Origin of the sequence: Novosphingobium clariflavum (assembly GCF_026420865.1) — a bacterium.
GTDB classification, from domain to species: domain Bacteria; phylum Pseudomonadota; class Alphaproteobacteria; order Sphingomonadales; family Sphingomonadaceae; genus Novosphingobium; species Novosphingobium clariflavum.
On the sequence record NZ_JAPCWC010000007.1, the window covers coordinates 69,439 to 89,037 of the forward strand.

Genomic DNA, 19,599 nt, shown 5'->3' on the forward strand with positions numbered 1-19,599 from the left:
CATGACCGAAAAGACTGCACCCAAGCTGCGTTCGCGCGCCTGGTTCGACAATCCCGACAACATCGACATGACCTCGCTCTATCTGGAGCGATACCTGAACTTCGGTCTCAGCCTGGAAGAGCTTCGCTCGGGCAAGCCGATCATCGGTATCGCCCAGACCGGCAGCGACCTGTCGCCGTGCAACCGCCACCACCTGGTGCTGGCCGAGCGCATCCGCGAAGGCATCCGCGAGGCCGGTGGCATCGCCATCGAGTTCCCGGTGCACCCGATCCAGGAAACCGGCAAGCGCCCGACCGCAGGTCTTGACCGCAACCTCGCCTACCTCGGCCTCGTCGAGGCGATCTACGGCTACCCGCTCGACGGCGTGGTGCTGACCACCGGCTGCGACAAGACCACCCCGGCGCTGCTGATGGCGGCCGCTACCGTGAACATCCCGGCGATCGCCCTGTCGGTCGGCCCGATGCTCAACGGCTGGCACAAGGGCGAGCGTACCGGCTCGGGCACGATCGTGTGGAAGGGCCGCCAGATGCTGGCGGCGGGCGAGATCGACGACGAGGGCTTCATCAAGCTCGTCGCCTCGTCGGCCCCCTCGACCGGCTACTGCAACACCATGGGCACGGCGACCACGATGAACTCGCTCGCCGAAGCGCTCGGCATGATGCTGCCCGGTTCGGCCGCGATCCCCGCGCCCTACCGTGACCGCCAGGAATGCGCCTATTACACCGGCAAGCGCATCGTCGACATGGTGCACGAGGATCTCAAGCCCTCGGACATCCTGACGCTGGAAGCGTTCCACAACGCCATCGCCGTCAATGCCGCCATCGGCGGTTCGACCAACGCCCCGATCCACCTTGCCGCCATCGCCCGCCACATCGGCGTGGAACTGCCGCTCAAGGACTGGGAAACCGTCGGCCACAAGATCCCGCTGCTGGTGAACCTGCAGCCCGCCGGCGAGTACCTCGGCGAAGACTACTACCGTGCCGGCGGCGTGCCCGCCGTGGTCGCCCAGCTGATCAAGCAGGGCCTGATCCACGAGGGCGCGATGACCGTCAATGGCAAGACCATGGGCGACAACTGCCGCGATGCCACGATCGAGGACGAGCGCGTCATCAAGACCTTCGACACCCCGCTGGTCGAGGAAGCGGGCTTCCTGGTGCTGTCGGGCAACCTGTTCGACGCCGCGATCATGAAGACCAGCGTGATCTCCAAGGAGTTCCGCGACCGCTACCTGTCGAACCCGGCGGACCCGGATGCCTTCGAAGGCCCGGCCGTGGTGTTCGACGGTCCCGAGGACTACCACCACCGCATCGACGATCCGGCCACCGGCATCACCCCCGACACCCTGCTGTTCATGCGCGGCGCCGGCCCGATCGGCTATCCGGGCGCGGCGGAAGTCGTCAACATGCGTCCGCCGGCCTACCTCATCACCGAAGGCGTCACTGCGCTTCCCTGCATCGGTGACGGCCGCCAGTCCGGCACTTCGGGCAGCCCCTCGATCCTCAACGCCAGCCCCGAAGCGGCGGCGATGGGCGGTCTGGCCCTGCTCGAAACCGGCGACCGCGTGCGCATGGACCTCAAGAAGGGCCGCGTGGACGTGCTCATTTCCGACGAGGAACTGACCGCCCGCCGCGAAGCTCTCGAAGCCAAGGGCGGCTATGCCTACCCGGCCTCGCAGACCCCCTGGCAGGAAATCCAGCGCTCGGTCGTGGGCCAGATGGACACCGGCGCAATCCTCGAAGGCGCCGAGAAGTACCAGCGCATCGCCCAGACCAAGGGTCTGCCGCGCGACAACCACTAAGCTCTGTTCCGGGCCGAAGCGTTTGTTTCGGCCCGGACATTGCACCGAATTGCCCGGGTTTCCGGGCGGGTCCCGGCCCACTCTCCCACTGGTCCTGCCACCGAGTCTGCATAAGGCAGGGGGCTGGTGGAAGAGTGGGCCGGAACCGTATCCATCACCGCGAACCGACGATTTGGGAGACTTGGGATGACACTCTGGCGCAAGATCGATCGCGACGTCCGCGACACGCTGGGCGAAGGCGCCTTGTGGTGCGCACGGGATAACGCCTTCTACTGGGTGGACATTCTTGCCCCCGCGCTCAACCGCCTGAGCCTGGCCGACGGCACCGTCAGCCGCTGGGACATGCCCGCCCGCCTCGGCTGGGTCGCCGAGCATGCGCAAGGCGGCCTCGTCGGCGGCTTCCAGGACGGCGTCGCGCGCATCACGCTCGACCCGCTGACCATCTCCGAGCGCAACGATCCCGAACCCCACCTGCCCGGCAACCGCATGAACGACGGCAAGGCCGACCGCCATGGCGCGATCTGGTGCGGCACCCTGGAAATGGCCGAGGAGAACGCCATCGGCACGCTCTACCGGCTGTCGCCGTCCGGCGAATGGCAGGTCGTCGATTCGGGCTATGTCGTGCCCAACGGCCCGGCCTTCTCACCCTGCGGCGAGTGGCTCTACCACACCGATTCGGCGCTGAGGACGATCTACCGCTTCAAGCTGGGTGCCGACGGCGCGCCCGACAGCGCGCATGACCGCGAGGTCTTCATCCGCTTCACCGAGGAGGACGGCTACCCGGACGGCATGACCACCGATGCCGAGGGCTTCCTCTGGGTCGCCCACTGGGACGGCGGCCGGATCACCCGCTTCGCCCCCGACGGCACCCGCGTCCGGTCGATCGAACTGCCCGCCCGGCGCATCACCAACATCGCCTTCGCGGGTGAAAACCTCGAACGCATGTTCGTGACCTCTGCCGCCAAGGACCTGCCGGATTCGGAATTCGACGGCGCGCTGTTCGAGGTGGAAGCGGGCGTGACCGGCAACCCCGCCGGCATCTACCACGGCTGACATCGAGGAAAGGGGCGGGGGCGGGCGCGGTCGCCCGCCCCTTTTCGGCCCTCTCACAGAATATCCGCCACCCCTTCCAGACTCTCCCGCAACTTGCCGAGTGCCTGCGCCTTCAACTGGTGCACGCGCGGGATCGAGACCTGCAGCACCCCCGCGATCTCGGCGAGGTTGAGTTCCTCGACAAAATAGAGCTGCACGATCAGCCGCAACCGCTCCGGCAGATCGGAAATCGCCGCCACCACCGCCCGCCGCTGCTCCTCGCTGGCAAGCAGTTCAAGACTGTCCGGACCGGCATCGGCAAAGGCCATGCTCTGGTCCGAATAGGTCTCCTCGATCGAATCGAAGCGCAGCGGATGGCTGGAATCGCGCAAGGCGGCGAGGTCCGCCTCGTCGATGCCCATGGCCGCGGCCAGTTCGTGCGGCAGCGCCTCCCGGCCGAGATCGCCGCGCAGTTCCTGCTCCTTGAGCGCCAGTTGCCGCCGCCGCTCGCTTGCCCCGCGCGACATCGGCACGGTGCGGCGGATGAGGTCCACCATCGCCCCGCGCACCCGCATCTTGGCATAAGCCGCAAAGCCGTCCTCGCCCGGCCCCTGGTGTTTCTGCGCGCACTCGGTCAGCGCCACCAGCCCGGCCTGGATGAGATCCTCCACCTCGATCCCCGGCCGCCCGGAGCCATGGACATGCCAGGCCAGGCGCCGCACCATCGGCAGGAAACGCCGCACCCGGTCGGCGATGTCGCCCTGATAGGCGCCCGCGACGCGGCTGGCGTAGGCTGCGGCTACGAAGGCCCTCTGGTCCTGTTTCATGCGGCCATGCTTTCGGCTGGATCGTTGTCGGAATCGGGCTGGGGAAGACCGGGCACCGCCTGCTCGGCCAGCGGCGCGCCGACCACGTCGACCACCTCGATCGGCTGGGTCGGCGGCAGTTCGGAGATCGAGAGCACCAGGCAATGGGGCGCCCGCAGCCGCAGCAAGGCCGCCAGCGCCCGCCGCGCCCGCGGCTGGACCACCAGCGTCAGCGGCACCGCGCCGCTCCCGCGTTCGGCCCCCAGCGCGGCAATGCGCTCGCCGATCATGCGGGCAAGGTCCGGCTCGATCACCGGCTGGCCGCTGGCCGGATCGACCATGCCCTGGATGATCGCCGTCTCGAGGGCGACATCGAGGGTGACGACCGGCAGCCGCTCGTGCGGCGGGCAGATGCGCCCGACGATCAGCGCACCGAGATCGGCCCGCAGCAGGTCCACCAGCCGTTCGTGGTCGAGCGTCTGCTGCACCGCGCGGCCGATACTGGCAAAGATCGGCAACGGGTGGGCGATCGGGATGCCGTCCTCCAGCAGGGCCCGCAGCAGGCGGGTGAGCGCCGCCAGCGACAGCGGCTGGGGATGCACCGTCTCGATCAGCCCGGCCGAATGGATCTTCAGCGCATCGACCAGCGCCTTGACCTGGTCCGGCCCGAGCAGGTCCTGCGCGCGTTCGGTCAGGAGCTGGTTGAGGTGGGTGGCGATGACCGTACCGGCATCGACGGTGAGGAACCCTTCGGCGATGGCATGATCGCGCGCGGCGGGATCGATCCACAGCGCCGGGCAGCCGAAGCTGGGATCGTGGGTCGCCTCGCCGCGCAGGGTATGGCCGGGACGCGCCTCGCCCGCGTCGATGGCGAGGATCCGATCGGCCCGCACGACCGCCCCGCCGAGATTCACGCCCCCCAGGAGCACCCGGTACTCGTGCGGCGGCATGTCGAGCGCGTCGCGCACGCGGAACTGCGGAACGATGAAGCCGAACGTCTGGCTGAGCTGCTTGCGCACCCCGGTCACCCGGCTGACCAGCGGCGAGCCGCGCCGTTCGTCGACCAGCTGGACCAGCCCGTAACCCAGCTCGATGGTCACCAGCGTGTGGTCGGATACGTCCTCCAGGTCGATCCGCGCGGGGTCGACCTCGGGCGGCGCCTCCACCACCGGCACGGCGGCAAGCGCCTGGCGCCTGCGCATCGTGCGCCAGATCCACAGGGCCAGTCCGGCGGCGGGCAGGAACACCGACTGCGGCATCGCCGGGATCAGGCCGATGGCGGCCAGCACCACCCCCACCGGCAGCCAGGTGGACGGCGCCGCGAACTGGCCGCCGATCTGCGCGGCAAGGTCGCGCCCCTCGCCCTGGCGGTCGTCGGCGACGCGGGTGACGATCACCGCGGCGGCAATCGAGAGCAGCAGCGCGGGCACTTGCGCCACCAGCGCATCGCCGATCGCCAGCGTGATGTAGGTCTGCGCCGCGGCGCCCGCCGAAAGCCCGTGGCTGATCATGCCAAGGCAGAAACCGGCCACGATGTTGACCCCCAGGATCAGCAGCGCGGCGATCGCGTCGCCCTTCACGAACTTGGAAGAGCCGTCCATCGACCCGTAGAAGTCCGCCTCGGTCGCCACCTCGCGGCGGCGCGCCTTGGCCTCGTCGGCGGTCAGGAGACCGGCGGCGAGGTCGGCGTCGATCGCCATCTGCTTGCCCGGCAAGGCATCCAGCGTGAAGCGCGCGGAGACTTCCGAAACGCGCCCGGCACCCTTGGTCACCACCACCAGGTTGATGATGATGAGGATCAGGAAGACAAAGATCCCGACCGCGAAATTGCCCCCGATCAGGAACCTGCCGAAGCTTTCGATCACCTTGCCGGCGGCTTCCTCGCCCTCGTGGCCATGCACCAGCACGACGCGGGTGGAGGCGACGTTAAGCGCCAGGCGCAGCAGCGTGGCGAACAGCAGGACGGAGGGGAACGAGGAGAAGTCGAGCGGCTTGCGGGCATTCATCGCCGCCATCAGCACCGCCAGCGACAGCGCGATATTGAGCACGAACGAGACGTCGAGCACAAAGGCCGGCACCGGCACGATCATCAGCACAATCAGCGTGAGGATCCCCCCCGGCAGCGCCGCCGCCGCCGGATTGCCGAGGCGGGCGAGGAGGGGGGCGCGGGCTCCGGCGGTCACAGACCCAGCCCCGCAAGCCGGGCATAGGCGGCGCGGACATTGGCCGGTGCGGCAACCCCGCTGGCGCTGAACATGCTCTGCAGCGTATCCGCCATCGACGCGCCGCTCCCGCCCGCTGCCGACGCGGGCTGCGCGGCGCGGGCATGAAAGGCGCGGGCGACCGGCCCGCCCGCCGTGGCGGCGCCCGCCGAATCGCCCGCCGTGGCCACGCCCCCCATGGCGACGCCAGACGATTCGGCGGCGACCGCCTCGTAGCCGATGCGCGGTGACGCCGACGCGGCCAGGGCACCGGGAGACGGGATGGCCTCCCACTCCCCTTCCCCCTGCCGCATCGCGCCGTTCACCTTGCCGCGCATCAGCGCCATGACCCCTTCGAGGCTGCGCGCCCCGCCATCGGCGTAGAAGATCGCCGGGTTGGCGGCAGCGGCGCGCGGCAGCACCGAGGCGGCGCTGCGGGTAGGGTCGCGCGACAGCGCCGAGAGGAACTGGCCGGCACCGCCGATGCCGAGGAAATGGGCGAGGTAGAGTTCGGTCGAATCGGGTTCGCGGCCAAGCTGGGCAGTCAGCCCGGCCTTGTTGTCGCTGGCAAGTTCGGCGGCCATCAGCGCCGAGGCATCGGCATCGTAGCGCAGCCCCAGGACTTGCGCGCGCATGGCCGGATCGCCGCCGGCAATGGCCTGCTGCACCCAGGCCATGCCGTGGTCGCCGCCGTGCCGCCCGAGGGTCTGGAGCCAGGTGCCGTCGGTGAACTGGAAAAGGCCGGTCGCACTCGATGTGGCGGCACGGGCGGAGGGGTCGAGGCTGGATTCGAGCCTGGCCTGCGCCAGAAGGTAGTTGAAATCGACGCCGGTGGCCTGCGCCGCCCGGGCGATCGCCGCCTGGACCGCGCTTCCCTTCGCCGGATTCCCGGCCGTGACGGTGGCGCCGACGCCCCCCGTGCCATTCGCGCCGGTAACTTGTCCTGAGCTCAACGCCTCGCTCCCGATCCGGATGGTTCCGGGAGCGTTTCAGCAAGAGCCGTGCCAGACGGGGCAGCGGAGCCGGTCTCGTCCTGCCCTCCCGCCGAGGCTGGCGCGCTCCGCCCCGCGTTCAACCGCGCCCGGTGACGATGGCCGCACCGGCCAGCGTGTAGCTCGCCCCGGCGCGATAGAGCCGGGAACTGCCGGTCAGCACGTCCAGGCGCTTGGCGACATTGGCCGCGATGATGTTGCGCACCTGCCGGTTCACCTCGTTGAGCCGCCGCGCGGTTTCGAGCATGCCCCGGCATTCCTCGTCGAGCTCTACGATCCCGGCGCTGTCCAGGGTGCCGCAGAGCCGGTCCTTCGCCTGGGTCACGCCAACGATGGCATCGAGGTCGAGGCCGGCAAGCGCCTGCCGCTCGCATTCCAGAACGGCAAGCATTTGCCGCAGGGCTTCGTGCAGTTCCGGCGGCGGGGCCAGGCTGATGTCGGACTGGGTCATCCCTCGTGGCTCCACAGCAGCACCTGGGCTGCGATCATGGCATCGGCGATCTGGGTCGGGATGACCGGGTAGGTCCCCGCCTGGACGGCCTTGCGGATCAGTTCGACCCGGTCGGTGTCGACCGGGATCTGTCCCGGATCGAGCGCCGCGCTGGCTTCGACCGCGGTGCTGGCCGCAGGCGCGGTCGCCCGCGCGGCGCTGGCTTCCGAACTGACGGTGACGCCGTTTGCGCCAGACGATGATTCACCGGCCGCCGTGCGGGCAAGCCGTGCACTGGCGGCGCCGACCGCGCCCGCAGGTCCCACTTCGATAGGTGGCATGGTGCCGCTCCTTCACAAATTCCACAGCGAAGAACGGTGCGGCGCACAAAGTTTTAAGTCCCCCGCCCGCAGCGGCTCCGGGTATCTGCGCAGAGGCGGCGAAAGGGGTGCCATTTCAGGGAATTGGCAGCGAGACCGTGCCGGGCGAAGTGATTTGCGCCCGCAGTTCCTGGCCGCGCCCCGCCGCACTCGCCGCCGCCAGCGGCCGCACCCGGATCCAGTCCCCCGGCCCGCCCGCTTCCAGGGCCATGCCGGGCTGGGTCACGGTGAACCCTTCGCCGGCAACCGCAATGGCCACCGCATCGCCGCGCCGGATCAGCGGCGCGATCGGGACATCGGCAGGCGCCGCCGCCAGACGGCGCACCGGCACGAACAGCCGCCAGCCTCCGACATCGCCGCATTGCACGACCACGCTGTCCTGCCCGCCATCGCGCGCGCTTCCCCGCCACGACAGCGCCATGCCGCTATGGCAGGGTGCCAGCCGCAAGCGGCGGTCGACCGGCCCGAGGGCGCCGCCGATCTCGCCGATCGGCATGCCGGTAAAGGCCGCGACCTGGCGGTCGATCGCATCGAGATCGGCAAAACCGCCCGAGGCGGCAGCGGCAAGGGCAAGCATGGCAAGGGTCATCGTGGCGGGCGTCCGTGGCTGGTCTGCTCTCCGGCGCGACGCAAACTTCGTGCCACCCCTGGCCGCGCCTCCATAGGAGGCGATTGTCCCGATTGCGCCTCCACAGGAGGCGCATCGAAGGCGAGTGCCGCGCGCAAGGGCGCCACCCCAAGCCCCGGGCCCGGTTCGATGACGATGCGCGCCGAAGCCAGGGAACCGCCCTGCTCCCGCACCAGCGCCGCAGCCGTTTCCAGCGCCTTCGCCTCGGCCCCGGGACCATAGGCCAGGGTCACGGTCAATTGCTGGCGGGGATCGCGCGGCTGGCTCTCCAGCCAGCGCGCCAGCGGCGGCGCCCCCGGCGCGGCGATATAGAGCGCCAGAGGCTCGCCCTGCGCGGATGGCGCCTGGGGGTGGGCGGTATCGGGGCGAGCGGTTTGGGTTTTCGCTTCCGTGCGCGGCGGCACCGGCCGATGCGCCAGCGCCGCCGCCATCAGCATGAACAGGATCAGCGAGAGATCGGCCAGCGAGGTCTGCCAGCTCGTCGCGGTGCGCGCGCTCACCAAGGCCATTCTCCGCCCGGCCGGCTTTCCTCGCCGTCCTCCAGTTCCACCTCGGCGGCCGGTTCGGGCGCACCGTCCGGCACGGCCTCCATCGCCGCTGTGCCCTGCGAAGCCCGGGCGGGCCGCGCGCTGCTGGGCAGCGCGTCGATCACCTGTGCCTCCAGCCAGTCGAGCACGCGCTGACGCTCGTGCTCTTCCTCCACCGCCCGGCGCGCAACCATCCGGGCCAGCGGGGCAAACACGATATTGCCCAGCAGCAAGCCGTAGAGCGTGGTCAGCACCGCCAGCGAGATCGCCCCGGTGAAGTCCCCCTCCGCCGCCGCGCCCGTCGGCAACTGGCTGAGCGAGACCAGCGTCCCCGCCAGCCCGAACACCGGTGAAAGATCCGCCGCCTGATTGAGCGAACGCACCGCCCGCTGGGTCGCTTCGACGCGGCGCTGCTTGTGAAGCGCATGGGCGACATGCAGCGCCTCGATCGAGCGCTTGCCGATCAGCAGGCTGGTCGCCTCGTCGAACTCGGCATCGCCGGTCCGGTAGGGCTCGGTGCGGATCACCCCGTCGCGCTGCATCTCCTGGATGTGGACGGCGAGGCCGGTCCGCGCCCGCGCCGCCGAGAAACGGCGCCGGAACAGCCCGCGCAGCGCCCTGCAGGCGGCCAGGCTATCGGCAATCCCGCACCGCAATACGGTCGCCAGCACGGTGCCGCCGACAACGATCACCGCGCTGGTGGTGTCGAGCAGGTCCTGCGGATCGATCACGCGCCCATTCTCCCTTCGAGGCAAAGAACGGCACGCCCCGGCAGATTTCAGGCGGAGGCGGCGATTTGCCGGAACCGGCAAGCGCTTGCCGCCCCGCCGCCGGGCACGCGCCTCGGCCGCTGCCGGAATCCCCCGATCCGGCAACTGGCACAGCCCTTGCTGGGAACGGGGCCCATGCCTTGAGGAGCCAGTCACGATGCCGCAGGACCTGTTCGGGATTCATGCCGAGGCGCTGGAGCTACGCTCCCGACGCATGGGCCTGATCGCCTCGAACATCGCCAATGCCGCCACGCCCGGCTACAAGGCGAAGGACATCGACTTCACCGCCGCGCTGAAGTCCGCCGAAACCGGCAGCGACCTCGACGTGGCCGCCGGACGCGCCACGCAGTTCCGCGTCCCGGTCATGCCCTCGCTCGACGGCAACACGGTGGAACTGCAGAACGAGCAGATCGCCTTTTCCGAAAACGCGGTGGGCTATTCGGCCACGTTGCAATTCATCCGCGCCCGCGTCGACACCGTGACGCGCGCCTTGAGGGGTGACTGACGGTGGCGGGCGACCAGCAGCCGATGACGATGTTCTCGCTCGCGCAGCGGGCGATGTCGGCCCAGCTCGTGCGCATGAACGCGGCGGCCTCCAACCTTGCCAACGCCGGTTCCATCGCGGCCAGCGAACAGGGCGCCTACAAGCCGATCCGCGCCGTCTTTGCCGAAGACCTCGACAGCGCCAGCGGGCTGGCCTCGGTCGACGTCCAGGCCGTCCAGCGCGAACAGGCCGCCGCGGTGCGCCAGCACAGCCCCAGCCACCCGCTGGCCGATGCCAATGGCGACGTCTGGGTCGCCCCCGTCGACGAGAACGCCGAGATGGTCGAGATGCTCGAAGCCTCTCGCCAGTACCAGAACCTGGTCGAGGCCCTCTCGACCGCCAAGCAGCTCATGCTCGACACCGTGAGGATGAAATGACCGTCACCACCATCACCACCACCAGTTCGGCCGCCTCGACCGCGAAGGCAAAGACCTCGCTCGCCGATCTCGATCAGGGCGATTTCCTGAAGCTGATGATGACCCAGATGCAGCAGCAGGATCCGTTCAACCCGATGGACCAGACCGAGATGCTGGCGCAGATGGCGCAGTTCTCCTCGCTCGCCTCCACCACGACGATGGCGGACACGCTGAGCACGATCTCGTCCAAGCTCGACGCCCTGGTCTCCGCCCAGACCGCATCGCAGGACTCGCTGGCCGACCTGGTCAGCGCGGTGACCGGAAGCGGAGACGCCGGCCCTGCCGAGAGCACGTCCGCCGATACGGCTTCGCCCACGGCCTGATCCCCCTCATTCCAGGAGACCTCGATGTCCTTCTACACCTCCCTCACCGGGCTCAAGAACGCCCAGACCGACCTCAGCGTCATCGCCCACAACATCGCCAACTCGGAGACCGACGGTTTCAAGAAGAGCAATGCCTCGTTCTCCGACATCGTCTCGGCCTCGATCCTGACCGACCCGGCGCTGACCGTGGGCATCGGTGCCCGCGTATCCTCGATCAAGCAGGAGTTCTCGCTCGGGCCGATCGAGCAGACCGGATCGGCGCTCGATGTCGCGATCAACGGCGAGGGCTTCTTCACCGTGGTTTCGCCCACTTCGGGCCAGACCGAATATACCCGCGCCGGCTCGTTCTCGGTGGACGGCAACGGCTACATCAAGAACGCCCAGGGCGCGCGGCTGCAGGTGTTCCCCGTCGATTCCACCGGTGCGATCACCTCGACCACGCTGCAAAGCGCGCAGATCCCCTCCACCAATGCCTCGGGATCGGAATTCGCCGGGGTGACGATCAGTTCCACCGGCGATGTCGTGGCGACCTATGCCGATGGTTCGAACACCTCCATCGGCGTGCTCGCGCTGGCCTCGTTCATTGCCCCCACCGGGCTCAAGCAGCTGGGCGATGCCAGTTGGAAGGCCACCGGCATCTCCGGGGCGGCAAGCTACGGCCAGCCGGGCTCGGGACTCTACGGCTCGCTGCTGGCAGGATCGCTCGAACGCTCGAACGTCGATCTTGCCGAGGAGCTGGTCTCGCTCATCACCGCGCAGCGCGATTTCCAGGCCAATGCCAAGGCCGTCGATACCGCCACCCAGATCTCCCAGACGATCATCAACTTGCGCACCTGACGCGGGGCCGCTGAACCATGGACCGCCTGATATATACCGCCGTCTCCGGTCTCAACGCCTCGCTCAACCGCGAGCGGGTGACCGCCAGCAACATGGCCAACGCGCAGACCATCGGCTTCAAGTCGGAGATCCTGCAGGCAACGCCGATGACGCTGGAGGGCCCGCAACTGGAAGTGCGCGCGCTGTCCGGCACCGCCGTCACCGGGGCCTCGATGAAGCAGGGCGAGATCAACCGCACCGGCCATCCGCTCGACGTCGCACTGCAGGGCGAGGCACTGCTGGCGGTACAGGCCAGCGACGGTCAGGAAGTCTACACCCGCCGCGGCGACCTCTCGATCACCGCCACCGGGGTGCTGCAGAACGGCGACGGCCTGCCGGTCATCGGCGATGCCGGGCCGATCTCGATCCCCCCCGGCGGCGAAGTGACGATTGCCGAGGACGGCGGCATTCTCGTCGCCGATCCGGCCACCCCCGACCAGCCGCCGCAGCGGGTGGACCGGCTGAAGCTGGTGAGCCCCACCGGCAGCCAGATCGCCAAGGACCTCGACGGCAATTTCCGCGTGATCGGCGGCGCCGGAACCACCGGCGGCGCCCTGCCGCTTGACGAGAACGCCCAGGTAATTCCCGGGGCCCTCGAACAGTCCAACGTCAACCCTTCGGAGGTACTCGTCGACATGATCTCGGCGCAGCGCCTCTTCGAAATGCGCACCAAGCTGGTCGAGACCGCCCGTCAGGTCGACGAGGGCGGTGTCCGGCTCATGCGCATCGACAGCTGAGGATAAGTAAGCCATGCCCAGTTCCGCACTTCAGGTCGCCCGTACCGGTCTCGAGGCCCAGGACACGCGCATGCGCGTGATCGCCAACAACCTCGCCAACGTCTCGACCACCTCGTTCAAGCGCGATCGCGCCAACTTCGCGACGCTCGCCTACCAGAACGCGCGTGTCGCCGGCGCCCAGTCGTCGACCGAGACGGTCTATGCCACCGGGCTCAACCTCGGCACCGGCGTCGCCGTGCAGTCGACCTCGCGGATCGACACGCAAGGCTCGCTGCAGACCACCAACAACACCTTCGACCTTGCGCTCGACGGGGACGGCTACTTCCAGATCAGCCTGCCCGGCGGCCAGCTCGCCTATACCCGCGCCGGCAATTTCACCCGCTCCTCCGAAGGCCAGCTGGTGACGACGCAGGGCTATGTGGTCCAGCCGCCGATCACCGTCCCCGAGGGCGCGACGTCGGTCACCGTCTCGCAGGACGGCACCGTCTCGGCGCAGCTCGCCGGACAGAGCGATCCCAGCCAGCTCGGCCAGATCACCATCGCCAGCTTCACCAACCCGGCAGCGCTCCAGGCCGCCTCGGACAACTTCCTGCTCGAGACCGCCGCCAGCGGCCCGGTCCAGCTGGGCATCGCCGGGCAGGACGGGCGCGGCCAGATCCGCCAGGGCATGCTGGAAGCCTCGAACGTCAACGTCGTCGAGGAACTGGTCGACATGATCGAGACGCAGCGCGCCTACGAGATCAACTCGAAGATGATCTCGGCGGTCGACGAGATGCTGCGCAACGCCAACCAGACGCTGTGACGATGGCCGCGCGCGCCCTCCTGCTGGCCGCATCGGCGCTGGCCCTGCTGGCCGCTCCGCCCGCCCTTGCCCGCAAGAAGCCCAGGCCGAGCGGATTCGAAGCGACCCTGCCGCCCGCCACTCTGCCGGCCTCCGCGCTGCCCTCGGCCATGCCCGGCGAGGCGAGCGGCGGCATCTTCAACGTCTCTGCCGGCTACGCCCCGCTCTACAGCGGCACCCGCGCCGCGCGCATCGGCGATCCGGTAACAATCCTGCTGGTGGAGACGACCACCGCCGCCAAGACCGTCAGTTCCAAGAGCCAGAAAGGCGGCAGCGCGGCGATCACCCCGCCGACCGCGGGGCCCTTGTCCTTCCTCAATCCCAACGCGCTTAACGCCGCCTCCACCTCGTCGTTCAATGGTCAGGGCAATGCCGCGCAGACCAGTACGCTGGTCGCCACGCTGTCCGTCACCATCGCCGAAGTGCGTGCCAACGGCACCGCCCTCGTCAAAGGAGAGAAGAAGATGCTGGTCAGCCAGGGCAACGAATGGGTCCGCTTCTCGGGCATCGTGCGCCTCGCCGACATCGACGCGGACAACCAGGTTGCCTCGACCCGGGTGGCCGACGCGCAGATCGAATATACCGGCAAGGGCGCGATCATGCGCGCCGGGCGGCAGGGCTGGCTCGGCCAGTTCTTCAACATGATCTCGCCGTTCTGATGCTCCACGATCCCGATCTCCCCCCGATCCCGCCCAGCCGGCTGGTCACCGTGTCGGTGCCGGTGCTGCTGCTGCTCGGCATGATCGCGCTGATCGCCTTCCTCGCCCCCGTCCACGCCCATGCCGAGCGGGTGCGCGACCTCGGCCAGTTCCAGGGCGTGCGCCAGAACCAGCTGACCGGCTACGGCATCGTGGTCGGCCTGCCCGGCTCGGGAGACGACAATCTCGAATACCTGACGCAGGCGATGAAGGGCGTGTCGGGCCGCATGGGCCTGACCCTGCCCGCCGGTGTCTCGCCCGGCCTCAAGAACGCCGCCGCCGTCATGGTCACCGCCGACCTGCCCGCCTTCGCCAAGCCGGGCCAGCGCATCGACGTGACCGTCTCGACCATCGGCAAGGCCAAGTCGCTGCGCGGCGGCGCGCTGATCATGACCCCGCTCTACGGGGCCGACGGCCAGATCTACGCGATGGCGCAAGGCAACCTCGCGGTGGGCGGGCTCGGCATCTCGGGCAAGGACGGCTCCAACGTCACCGTCAACATCCCGACCGTGGGCCGCATCGCCGAGGGTGCCAGCGTGGAGCGTGCGGTGGCCACCGGGTTCGACAGCAATGCGGTGCTGCGCTGGAACCTGTTCGATGCCGACTTCCTCACCGCCGCGCGGGTGCGCGATGCGATCAACCGCCGCCTGCCGGGCACGGCCTCGGTCGAGGACGGGGTGACTCTGGCCCTGCGCCTGCCCCCCGAACCCGACACCCGCGCCAGCGTCATGGCCGCGATCGAGATGATCGACGTCGACCCCGCCGAGACCCCGGCGCGAGTTGTCGTCAACAGCCGCACCGGCACGGTCGTCATCAATTCCGCCGTTCGGCTGTCGCCTGCCGCGATCAGCCACGGCAAGCTCACCGTCCGGGTCGAGGAACGCCCCACCGTCGTCCAGCCCGCGCCCTTCAGCCAGGGCAAGACGGCGGTGGAACAGAACTCCACGCTCTCGGTCGACGAGGAAAAGCGCGCGGTCATGCTGTTCAAGGGCGGCGCCTCGCTGGCCAAGGTGGTCGATGCGCTGAACCTGCTCGGCGTCACCCCGTCCGACCTCGTGGCGATCCTCGAAGCGCTCAAGCAGGCGGGCGCGCTCAAGGCGGAGATGGTGGTGATATGAGCATGATCGCGGCCCCGCTTTCCGGTCTCACACCGCCTCCTGCCGCCAGCGACCGCGACACGCTGGCCGCCACGGCGAAGCAGTTCGAGGCGATGTTCGTGCGCCAGATGCTGGCCGCCGCGCGCAAGGCCGATTTCGGCGGCGACGACCTGTTCGGCAGCCAGGCGCTCGACACCTTCCGCCAGATGCAGGACGAGCATTTCGCCGACGTCACCGCGCAGAGCGGCACGCTGGGCCTCGCCGCCATTCTCGAGGCGCAGATGGCGCGGTTCCTGCCCGCCACGGAGAACGGCGCCGCCCCCATCACCCCATCCCCATCCACCGGAGAGGGAGCCGCATAAGCCATGGCCGCCAACCTCATCTCCATCGCCAACTCGGGCGCCCGCGCCGCCCGGGCGGCACTCGACATCACCGCGCAGAACATCTCGAACGCCTCGTCCGACGGTTATGTCCGGCGCAGCGTCTCGCTCGCCGAACTGGCGGTCAATTCGGTCAGCGCCGCGCCCACCGCGATCAACCTGGCGGGGGTGCGGGTTGCCGGCATCGTGCGCAACGCCGACATGTTCCGCCAGTCGGAAGTGCGCCGCACCGGCGCCGATGCCGCCCGCGCCGATGCCGAAGTGCAGGGGCTGGAGAACGTCGAGGCCGCGGTCGAGCAGACCGGGGTCTATACCTCGATCGTCGATTTCGAGGCGGCGCTGAAGCAATTGCTGTCCGATCCGGTCGACGGTTCGCTGCGCGCCTCCGCGCTGGAACAGGGGCGCACCCTGGCCCAGACCATCAACACGGCCGCCTCCAGCCTCGATGCCGCCGGCGACGGGCTGCGGTTCGAGGCGCAGGACGGGGTCGACCAGGTCAATACGCTGGCCGCCGAACTCGCCCGCGTGAACTTGCGCCTCTCGCGCGCGTCGGATTCGTCGAGCGACCAGTCGAGCCTGCTCGACCAGCGCGATTCGCTGCTCGAGAAGATCAGCACTTACGTCGATACCTCGACGACTTTTGCCAGCGACGGCACCGTCGTGCTGCACCTGGGCGGCAGCAGCGGTCCCGACCTCGTCAACGGCGGCACCGCCACCAGCCTGGCCATGGCGACGGCCAGCGACGGCACCCTGACCTTCACGCTCGGCGGGACAGCGGCGGGTATCGCTTCGGGTTCGATCGCCGGCAAGAACCAGGCTCTGGCCGAACTCGCCAATGTGCGCGGCCAGCTCGACACCATCGCCGCCGGCATCATCACCGCCGTCAACGGCGCGCAAGCCTCGGGCGTGGACCTGAGCGGCAATGCCGGCCAACCGTTGTTCTCCGGCAGCGATGCCGCCAGCATGGCCATCGCCCTCGCCAGCGGCAGCCAGATCGCCACCGCCCCGGCCGGCGCCGGCGCCAACAGCCGCGATGCATCCAACCTCGAGGCCATGCGCAGCGCCCTCGACAGCGCCGACCCCGCGGGCGGCATGAACACGCTGCTGTTCGGCATTTCCAGCGCGGTTGCCGGGCGCAGCGTCACCCGCGATGCGCTCCAGTCGATCGCCGGCAGCGCCAAGGTCGCGCTGGAAGCGCAGTCCGGCGTCGATCTCGACCAGGAAGCGGTCAACCTCACCCGCTTCCAGCAGGCCTACCAGGCCAATGGCCGGGTCATGCAGGTGGCCTCCGACATCTTCGATTCCATCCTCTCGATCCGCTAGCCCGACCGGAGCCCGTGCCATGTTGTTCACGTCATGACGATCGTCTCGACCAGCACCGCCGCCTTCTTCGAAAGGTCGCGCCGCGACATCAAGGACTTGCGCACCCAGGCCGAGAACTACCAGTCGCAGCTGTCGAGCGGGCAGAAGATCGATCGCTCCTCGGACAACCCGGTCGCCGCCTCGCGGCTGCGCACGCTGTCGCGGCTGGAGGCGCTCTCGACCATCGACCAGAGCAATGCCCAGCGCGCCAATGCCGACCTCTCGCTGGCCGATTCGGCGATGTCGGACATGTCGGACGCGCTGATCCGCGCCCAGGAACTGGCGACCCAGGCTTCGAACTCCACTCTGTCGGACGACCAGCGCGCCTCGATCGGTGCCGAACTCGACCAGATCTTCAGCAACCTTCTCGCGCTCGCCAATGCCCGCGATTCCAACGGCCATGCCCTGTTCGGCGGCGCCAGTTCGGGCGATGCCTACTCGCTCGATGCCGCCGGCAACGCGGTCTATGTCGGCACCGCCAGCTCCGGCACCCTGCCGCTGGGCGAAGGGCAGAGCGTCACCCGCTCGATGACCGGGCCGGAATTCCTCTCCTTCACCGGCTCCGCCGGCAGCCCGACCGACCTGCTCGCGGTGGTCAGGAACCTCGCCGACGCGCTCCAGGGCGCCGCGAGCGATCCGACCGGCGCAGCCAGCGCCGCGCTCACCGACCTCAAGACCGGGCTCGATTCGCTGACCACGGGGCAGACCGTGGTCGGTACCCGTCTCGCCTGGATCGAGGTGACCGGCGATCGCCGCACCGACTTGTCGGCGCTGCGATCGACAGAGGAATCCGACATCGGTTCGGCGGACCTCGCCACCACCATTGCCCAGTTGCAGGAAACCATGACCGTGCTCGAGGCCTCGCAATCCACGTTCGGCAAGCTCGCCTCGCTCAATCTCTTCAGCCAGCTCGGCTGATCTCACGACCCGGCCAGCGGGGATGGCCGGGTTTCCTTTCGGGGGGACACGTTAACCATGTTTGCAATCATCGGCGTCGTCATCCTGCTGGTGATGGTCTTCGGCGGCTTTGCCATCACCGGCGGCGCGCTCGGCCCGGTCATGGAGGCGATCCCGCACGAGATGCTGATCATCGGCGGCGCCGCCATCGGCGCGATCGTCACCGGCAACTCGATGCACGAGATCAAGGCGCTGGGCGGGGGCCTGGGCAAAGTGTTCAAGGGCCCGCGCCACAACAAGCAGGACCATGTCGACGCCATCATCCTCACCGTCAGGCTGATGAAGCTGCTGCGCTCGGAAGGTCCGGTCGCGCTCGAAAGCCATGTCAACGAACCGCAAAGCTCCACGCTTTTCGCCGAGTTTCCCCGGCTGCTGGCGAACGACGCGCTGGTCCACCTGATCTGCGACACGCTGACCCTGATCGTCGTCTCCTCGGGCACGCTGGAAGTCCACGCGGTCGAGGATGTCATGGACAATGCGATGAAGACCCATTTCCACGAGCATCACGAGCCGCAGCACGCCTTGCAGAACCTGGCGGATTCGCTGCCCGCGCTCGGCATCGTCGCGGCCGTGCTGGGCGTGGTGAAGACGATGGGCTCGATCGACAAGCCGCCCTCGATCCTGGGCGGAATGATCGGCTCGGCGCTGGTCGGCACGTTCATGGGCGTGCTGCTGGCCTATGGCATCGTCGCGCCGATGGCGGGCCGCCTCAAGCAGATCAACGAGCAGGACGAGCAGATCTTCCACGCCGTGAAGCAGGTCATCATCGCCAGCCTCCACGGCTGGCCGCAGCCGCTGGTGGTGGAATCGGCGCGCTCGGGGCTGGGACATGCGTTCCGCCCGGGCCTGTCCGAACTGCTCGACGCCATGCGCGGGCGCTGAGAACACGAGATGGCCAGCAAGAAACCCAAGGAAGCCCCCAAGCCGATCATCGTCAAGAAAGTGACGGTGGTGGCCGGCGGCCATCACGGCGGCGCCTGGAAGGTCGCCTATGCCGACTTCGTGACCGCGATGATGGCATTTTTCCTGCTGCTGTGGATCGTCGGCGCCACCACCGAAAAGCAGCGCAAGGGCATTGCCGACTATTTTTCGCCGACGCTGGTGAAAACCAAGCAGGGCAGCGCGGGTTCGGGCAACGGCCTGCTCGGCGGCTCGTCGCTGACCGAGAAGGACAACCTGCCCCATGCCGGGGGCACCGGCACCAAGACCATCACCGTCCCGCGCGACACCACCGGCGGCAACCGCGAGGGCGGCACCAAGATCAAGCGGGTCTCGCGCGCCAAGGAGGCGCTGTCGCGCAAGCTCCAGTCGACCGAGGCCCTGCGCCGTCTCGCCAAGAACCTGCGCATGGTCGACACCACCGAGGGCGTACGGATCGACATGGTCGACGATGCCGACTTCTCGATGTTCCGGCTCGGCACGACGATCCTGACCCCGCAGGCGCTCGAACTGCTGACCGCGATCAGCGAGGCGGTGGGTCCGGACGGCGGCGCCCTGACGATCCGCGGCCATACCGATGCAATCCCCTATCGCGACGGTGTACCGGGCAACAACTGGTCCCTCTCGGCCGGGCGCGCGGAAGCCACCCGCCAGCAGCTCATCCGGGACGGCGTGCCGGCGGACCGTTTCAAGCGCATTGAAGGGGTCGCCGACCAGGAACTGCTGATCCCGCAGGACCCCCACGACCCGCGCAACCGCCGCATCTCGATCACGCTGGCCAATTGAGGCACACGAGCGGACGAAGGCTAGAGCGTTTTCCGATCTGATTGAATCAGATCGGGCTCTCCAGATTCTTTGTTCTCCG

At 68.9% G+C, this 19,599-nt stretch carries 23 protein-coding genes; 15 read left to right on the forward strand and 8 right to left on the reverse strand.

Going from position 1 to position 19,599, the window contains the following annotated elements; translation table 11 throughout:
* Window position 1: 1 nt before the first annotated feature.
* Together OKA11_RS11575 and OKA11_RS11580 are read left to right on the forward strand one after the other, a co-directional pair.
* A complete protein-coding gene (locus tag OKA11_RS11575; RefSeq protein ID WP_267220329.1) occupies window positions 2-1,798 on the forward strand; it encodes an IlvD/Edd family dehydratase in 1,797 nt (598 codons plus the stop codon).
* Window positions 1,799-1,984: 186 nt separating this feature from the next.
* The gene (locus OKA11_RS11580) at window positions 1,985-2,851 is read left to right on the forward strand and encodes an SMP-30/gluconolactonase/LRE family protein (RefSeq protein WP_267220331.1); all 867 of its coding nucleotides are present in this window, start codon (window positions 1,985-1,987) and stop codon (window positions 2,849-2,851) included.
* Between the two features lie 53 nt (window positions 2,852-2,904).
* On the opposite strand, the gene OKA11_RS11585 is transcribed toward OKA11_RS11580, so the two are convergent.
* The 8 genes from OKA11_RS11585 to OKA11_RS11620 form a co-directional block, all read right to left on the reverse strand.
* Window positions 2,905-3,657 carry a sigma-70 family RNA polymerase sigma factor gene (locus tag OKA11_RS11585; protein WP_267220333.1) on the reverse strand — a complete coding sequence of 251 codons (753 nt, stop codon included), beginning with the start codon at window positions 3,655-3,657 and terminating at the stop codon, window positions 2,905-2,907.
* The gene (locus OKA11_RS11590) at window positions 3,654-5,726 is read right to left on the reverse strand and encodes a flagellar biosynthesis protein FlhA (protein ID WP_267220687.1); all 2,073 of its coding nucleotides are present in this window, start codon (window positions 5,724-5,726) and stop codon (window positions 3,654-3,656) included. The genes OKA11_RS11585 and OKA11_RS11590 overlap by 4 nt, the downstream gene beginning before the upstream one ends.
* 89 nt (window positions 5,727-5,815) lie before the next feature.
* Window positions 5,816-6,790: a lytic transglycosylase domain-containing protein gene (locus OKA11_RS11595; protein WP_267220334.1), complete on the reverse strand. Its 975-nt coding sequence runs from the start codon at window positions 6,788-6,790 to the stop codon at window positions 5,816-5,818.
* Window positions 6,791-6,908: 118 nt separating this feature from the next.
* Window positions 6,909-7,280 (reverse strand): flagellar protein FlgN, encoded by a 372-nt coding sequence (locus OKA11_RS11600; protein ID WP_267220336.1) that lies wholly within the window; start codon window positions 7,278-7,280, stop codon window positions 6,909-6,911.
* On the reverse strand, window positions 7,277-7,600 hold the full coding sequence (locus OKA11_RS11605) for a flagellar biosynthesis anti-sigma factor FlgM (RefSeq protein WP_142637189.1): 324 nt from the start codon (window positions 7,598-7,600) through the stop codon (window positions 7,277-7,279). The genes OKA11_RS11600 and OKA11_RS11605 overlap by 4 nt, the downstream gene beginning before the upstream one ends.
* 115 nt (window positions 7,601-7,715) lie before the next feature.
* Entirely contained in the window at window positions 7,716-8,228 is a 513-nt protein-coding gene (locus OKA11_RS11610) for a flagella basal body P-ring formation protein FlgA (protein ID WP_267220340.1), read from the reverse strand.
* Complete coding sequence (locus OKA11_RS11615) at window positions 8,225-8,776, reverse strand: hypothetical protein (RefSeq protein ID WP_267220342.1); 552 nt, start codon at window positions 8,774-8,776, stop codon at window positions 8,225-8,227. The genes OKA11_RS11610 and OKA11_RS11615 overlap by 4 nt, the downstream gene beginning before the upstream one ends.
* Window positions 8,764-9,525, reverse strand: a complete 762-nt coding sequence (locus OKA11_RS11620; RefSeq protein WP_267220344.1) for a MotA/TolQ/ExbB proton channel family protein — start codon at window positions 9,523-9,525, stop codon at window positions 8,764-8,766. The genes OKA11_RS11615 and OKA11_RS11620 overlap by 13 nt, the downstream gene beginning before the upstream one ends.
* 196 nt (window positions 9,526-9,721) lie before the next feature.
* On the opposite strand from OKA11_RS11620, the gene flgB reads away from it, so the two are divergent.
* From flgB to OKA11_RS11685, 13 genes are all read left to right on the forward strand, one after another.
* Window positions 9,722-10,069, forward strand: coding sequence for a flagellar basal body rod protein FlgB (flgB, locus tag OKA11_RS11625; RefSeq protein WP_267220345.1), 348 nt, complete (start codon window positions 9,722-9,724; stop codon window positions 10,067-10,069).
* Window positions 10,070-10,092: 23 nt separating this feature from the next.
* Window positions 10,093-10,485, forward strand: a complete 393-nt coding sequence (gene flgC, locus OKA11_RS11630; protein ID WP_267220689.1) for a flagellar basal body rod protein FlgC — start codon at window positions 10,093-10,095, stop codon at window positions 10,483-10,485.
* Complete coding sequence (locus tag OKA11_RS11635) at window positions 10,482-10,847, forward strand: flagellar hook assembly protein FlgD (RefSeq protein ID WP_267220347.1); 366 nt, start codon at window positions 10,482-10,484, stop codon at window positions 10,845-10,847. The genes flgC and OKA11_RS11635 overlap by 4 nt, the downstream gene beginning before the upstream one ends.
* A 24-nt stretch (window positions 10,848-10,871) precedes the next feature.
* Window positions 10,872-11,684, forward strand: coding sequence for a flagellar hook-basal body protein (locus OKA11_RS11640; protein WP_267220349.1), 813 nt, complete (start codon window positions 10,872-10,874; stop codon window positions 11,682-11,684).
* 17 nt (window positions 11,685-11,701) lie between these two features.
* A complete protein-coding gene (locus tag OKA11_RS11645) occupies window positions 11,702-12,460 on the forward strand; it encodes a flagellar basal body rod protein FlgF (protein WP_267220351.1) in 759 nt (252 codons plus the stop codon).
* Between the two features lie 13 nt (window positions 12,461-12,473).
* A complete protein-coding gene (flgG, locus tag OKA11_RS11650; protein ID WP_267220353.1) occupies window positions 12,474-13,262 on the forward strand; it encodes a flagellar basal-body rod protein FlgG in 789 nt (262 codons plus the stop codon).
* 2 nt (window positions 13,263-13,264) lie between these two features.
* Complete coding sequence (locus OKA11_RS11655) at window positions 13,265-13,960, forward strand: flagellar basal body L-ring protein FlgH (protein WP_267220355.1); 696 nt, start codon at window positions 13,265-13,267, stop codon at window positions 13,958-13,960.
* Between the two features lie 80 nt (window positions 13,961-14,040).
* Window positions 14,041-15,117 carry a flagellar basal body P-ring protein FlgI gene (locus tag OKA11_RS11660; RefSeq protein WP_267220691.1) on the forward strand — a complete coding sequence of 359 codons (1,077 nt, stop codon included), beginning with the start codon at window positions 14,041-14,043 and terminating at the stop codon, window positions 15,115-15,117.
* Window positions 15,114-15,458, forward strand: coding sequence for a rod-binding protein (locus tag OKA11_RS11665; protein WP_267220356.1), 345 nt, complete (start codon window positions 15,114-15,116; stop codon window positions 15,456-15,458). Before OKA11_RS11660 ends, OKA11_RS11665 begins: the two co-directional genes overlap by 4 nt.
* A gap of 3 nt (window positions 15,459-15,461) precedes the next feature.
* Window positions 15,462-16,799: a flagellar hook-associated protein FlgK gene (flgK, locus tag OKA11_RS11670; protein ID WP_267220358.1), complete on the forward strand. Its 1,338-nt coding sequence runs from the start codon at window positions 15,462-15,464 to the stop codon at window positions 16,797-16,799.
* Window positions 16,800-16,832: 33 nt separating this feature from the next.
* A complete protein-coding gene (gene flgL, locus OKA11_RS11675; protein ID WP_267220360.1) occupies window positions 16,833-17,756 on the forward strand; it encodes a flagellar hook-associated protein FlgL in 924 nt (307 codons plus the stop codon).
* Window positions 17,757-17,813: 57 nt separating this feature from the next.
* Window positions 17,814-18,677 (forward strand): flagellar motor stator protein MotA, encoded by an 864-nt coding sequence (gene motA / locus OKA11_RS11680; protein ID WP_267220362.1) that lies wholly within the window; start codon window positions 17,814-17,816, stop codon window positions 18,675-18,677.
* A 9-nt stretch (window positions 18,678-18,686) separates the two neighbouring features.
* On the forward strand, window positions 18,687-19,520 hold the full coding sequence (locus tag OKA11_RS11685) for a flagellar motor protein MotB (protein ID WP_267220364.1): 834 nt from the start codon (window positions 18,687-18,689) through the stop codon (window positions 19,518-19,520).
* Window positions 19,521-19,599 lie beyond the last annotated feature (79 nt).

Coding starts and splice junctions, on each gene's coding strand:
- OKA11_RS11575 (WP_267220329.1), top strand. CDS start 2: ATGACCGAAAAGACTGCACCCAAGCTGCGTTCGCGCGCCTGGTTCGAC.
- OKA11_RS11580 (WP_267220331.1), top strand. CDS start 1,985: ATGACACTCTGGCGCAAGATCGATCGCGACGTCCGCGACACGCTGGGC.
- OKA11_RS11585 (WP_267220333.1), bottom strand. CDS start 3,657: ATGAAACAGGACCAGAGGGCCTTCGTAGCCGCAGCCTACGCCAGCCGC.
- OKA11_RS11590 (WP_267220687.1), bottom strand. CDS start 5,726: ATGATCGTGCCGGTGCCGGCCTTTGTGCTCGACGTCTCGTTCGTGCTC.
- OKA11_RS11600 (WP_267220336.1), bottom strand. CDS start 7,280: ATGACCCAGTCCGACATCAGCCTGGCCCCGCCGCCGGAACTGCACGAA.
- OKA11_RS11605 (WP_142637189.1), bottom strand. CDS start 7,600: ATGCCACCTATCGAAGTGGGACCTGCGGGCGCGGTCGGCGCCGCCAGT.
- OKA11_RS11610 (WP_267220340.1), bottom strand. CDS start 8,228: ATGACCCTTGCCATGCTTGCCCTTGCCGCTGCCGCCTCGGGCGGTTTT.
- OKA11_RS11615 (WP_267220342.1), bottom strand. CDS start 8,776: ATGGCCTTGGTGAGCGCGCGCACCGCGACGAGCTGGCAGACCTCGCTG.
- flgB (WP_267220345.1), top strand. CDS start 9,722: ATGCCGCAGGACCTGTTCGGGATTCATGCCGAGGCGCTGGAGCTACGC.
- flgC (WP_267220689.1), top strand. CDS start 10,093: ATGACGATGTTCTCGCTCGCGCAGCGGGCGATGTCGGCCCAGCTCGTG.
- OKA11_RS11635 (WP_267220347.1), top strand. CDS start 10,482: ATGACCGTCACCACCATCACCACCACCAGTTCGGCCGCCTCGACCGCG.
- OKA11_RS11640 (WP_267220349.1), top strand. CDS start 10,872: ATGTCCTTCTACACCTCCCTCACCGGGCTCAAGAACGCCCAGACCGAC.
- OKA11_RS11645 (WP_267220351.1), top strand. CDS start 11,702: ATGGACCGCCTGATATATACCGCCGTCTCCGGTCTCAACGCCTCGCTC.
- flgG (WP_267220353.1), top strand. CDS start 12,474: ATGCCCAGTTCCGCACTTCAGGTCGCCCGTACCGGTCTCGAGGCCCAG.
- OKA11_RS11655 (WP_267220355.1), top strand. CDS start 13,265: ATGGCCGCGCGCGCCCTCCTGCTGGCCGCATCGGCGCTGGCCCTGCTG.
- OKA11_RS11660 (WP_267220691.1), top strand. CDS start 14,041: ATGATCGCGCTGATCGCCTTCCTCGCCCCCGTCCACGCCCATGCCGAG.
- OKA11_RS11665 (WP_267220356.1), top strand. CDS start 15,114: ATGAGCATGATCGCGGCCCCGCTTTCCGGTCTCACACCGCCTCCTGCC.
- flgK (WP_267220358.1), top strand. CDS start 15,462: ATGGCCGCCAACCTCATCTCCATCGCCAACTCGGGCGCCCGCGCCGCC.
- flgL (WP_267220360.1), top strand. CDS start 16,833: ATGACGATCGTCTCGACCAGCACCGCCGCCTTCTTCGAAAGGTCGCGC.
- motA (WP_267220362.1), top strand. CDS start 17,814: ATGTTTGCAATCATCGGCGTCGTCATCCTGCTGGTGATGGTCTTCGGC.
- OKA11_RS11685 (WP_267220364.1), top strand. CDS start 18,687: ATGGCCAGCAAGAAACCCAAGGAAGCCCCCAAGCCGATCATCGTCAAG.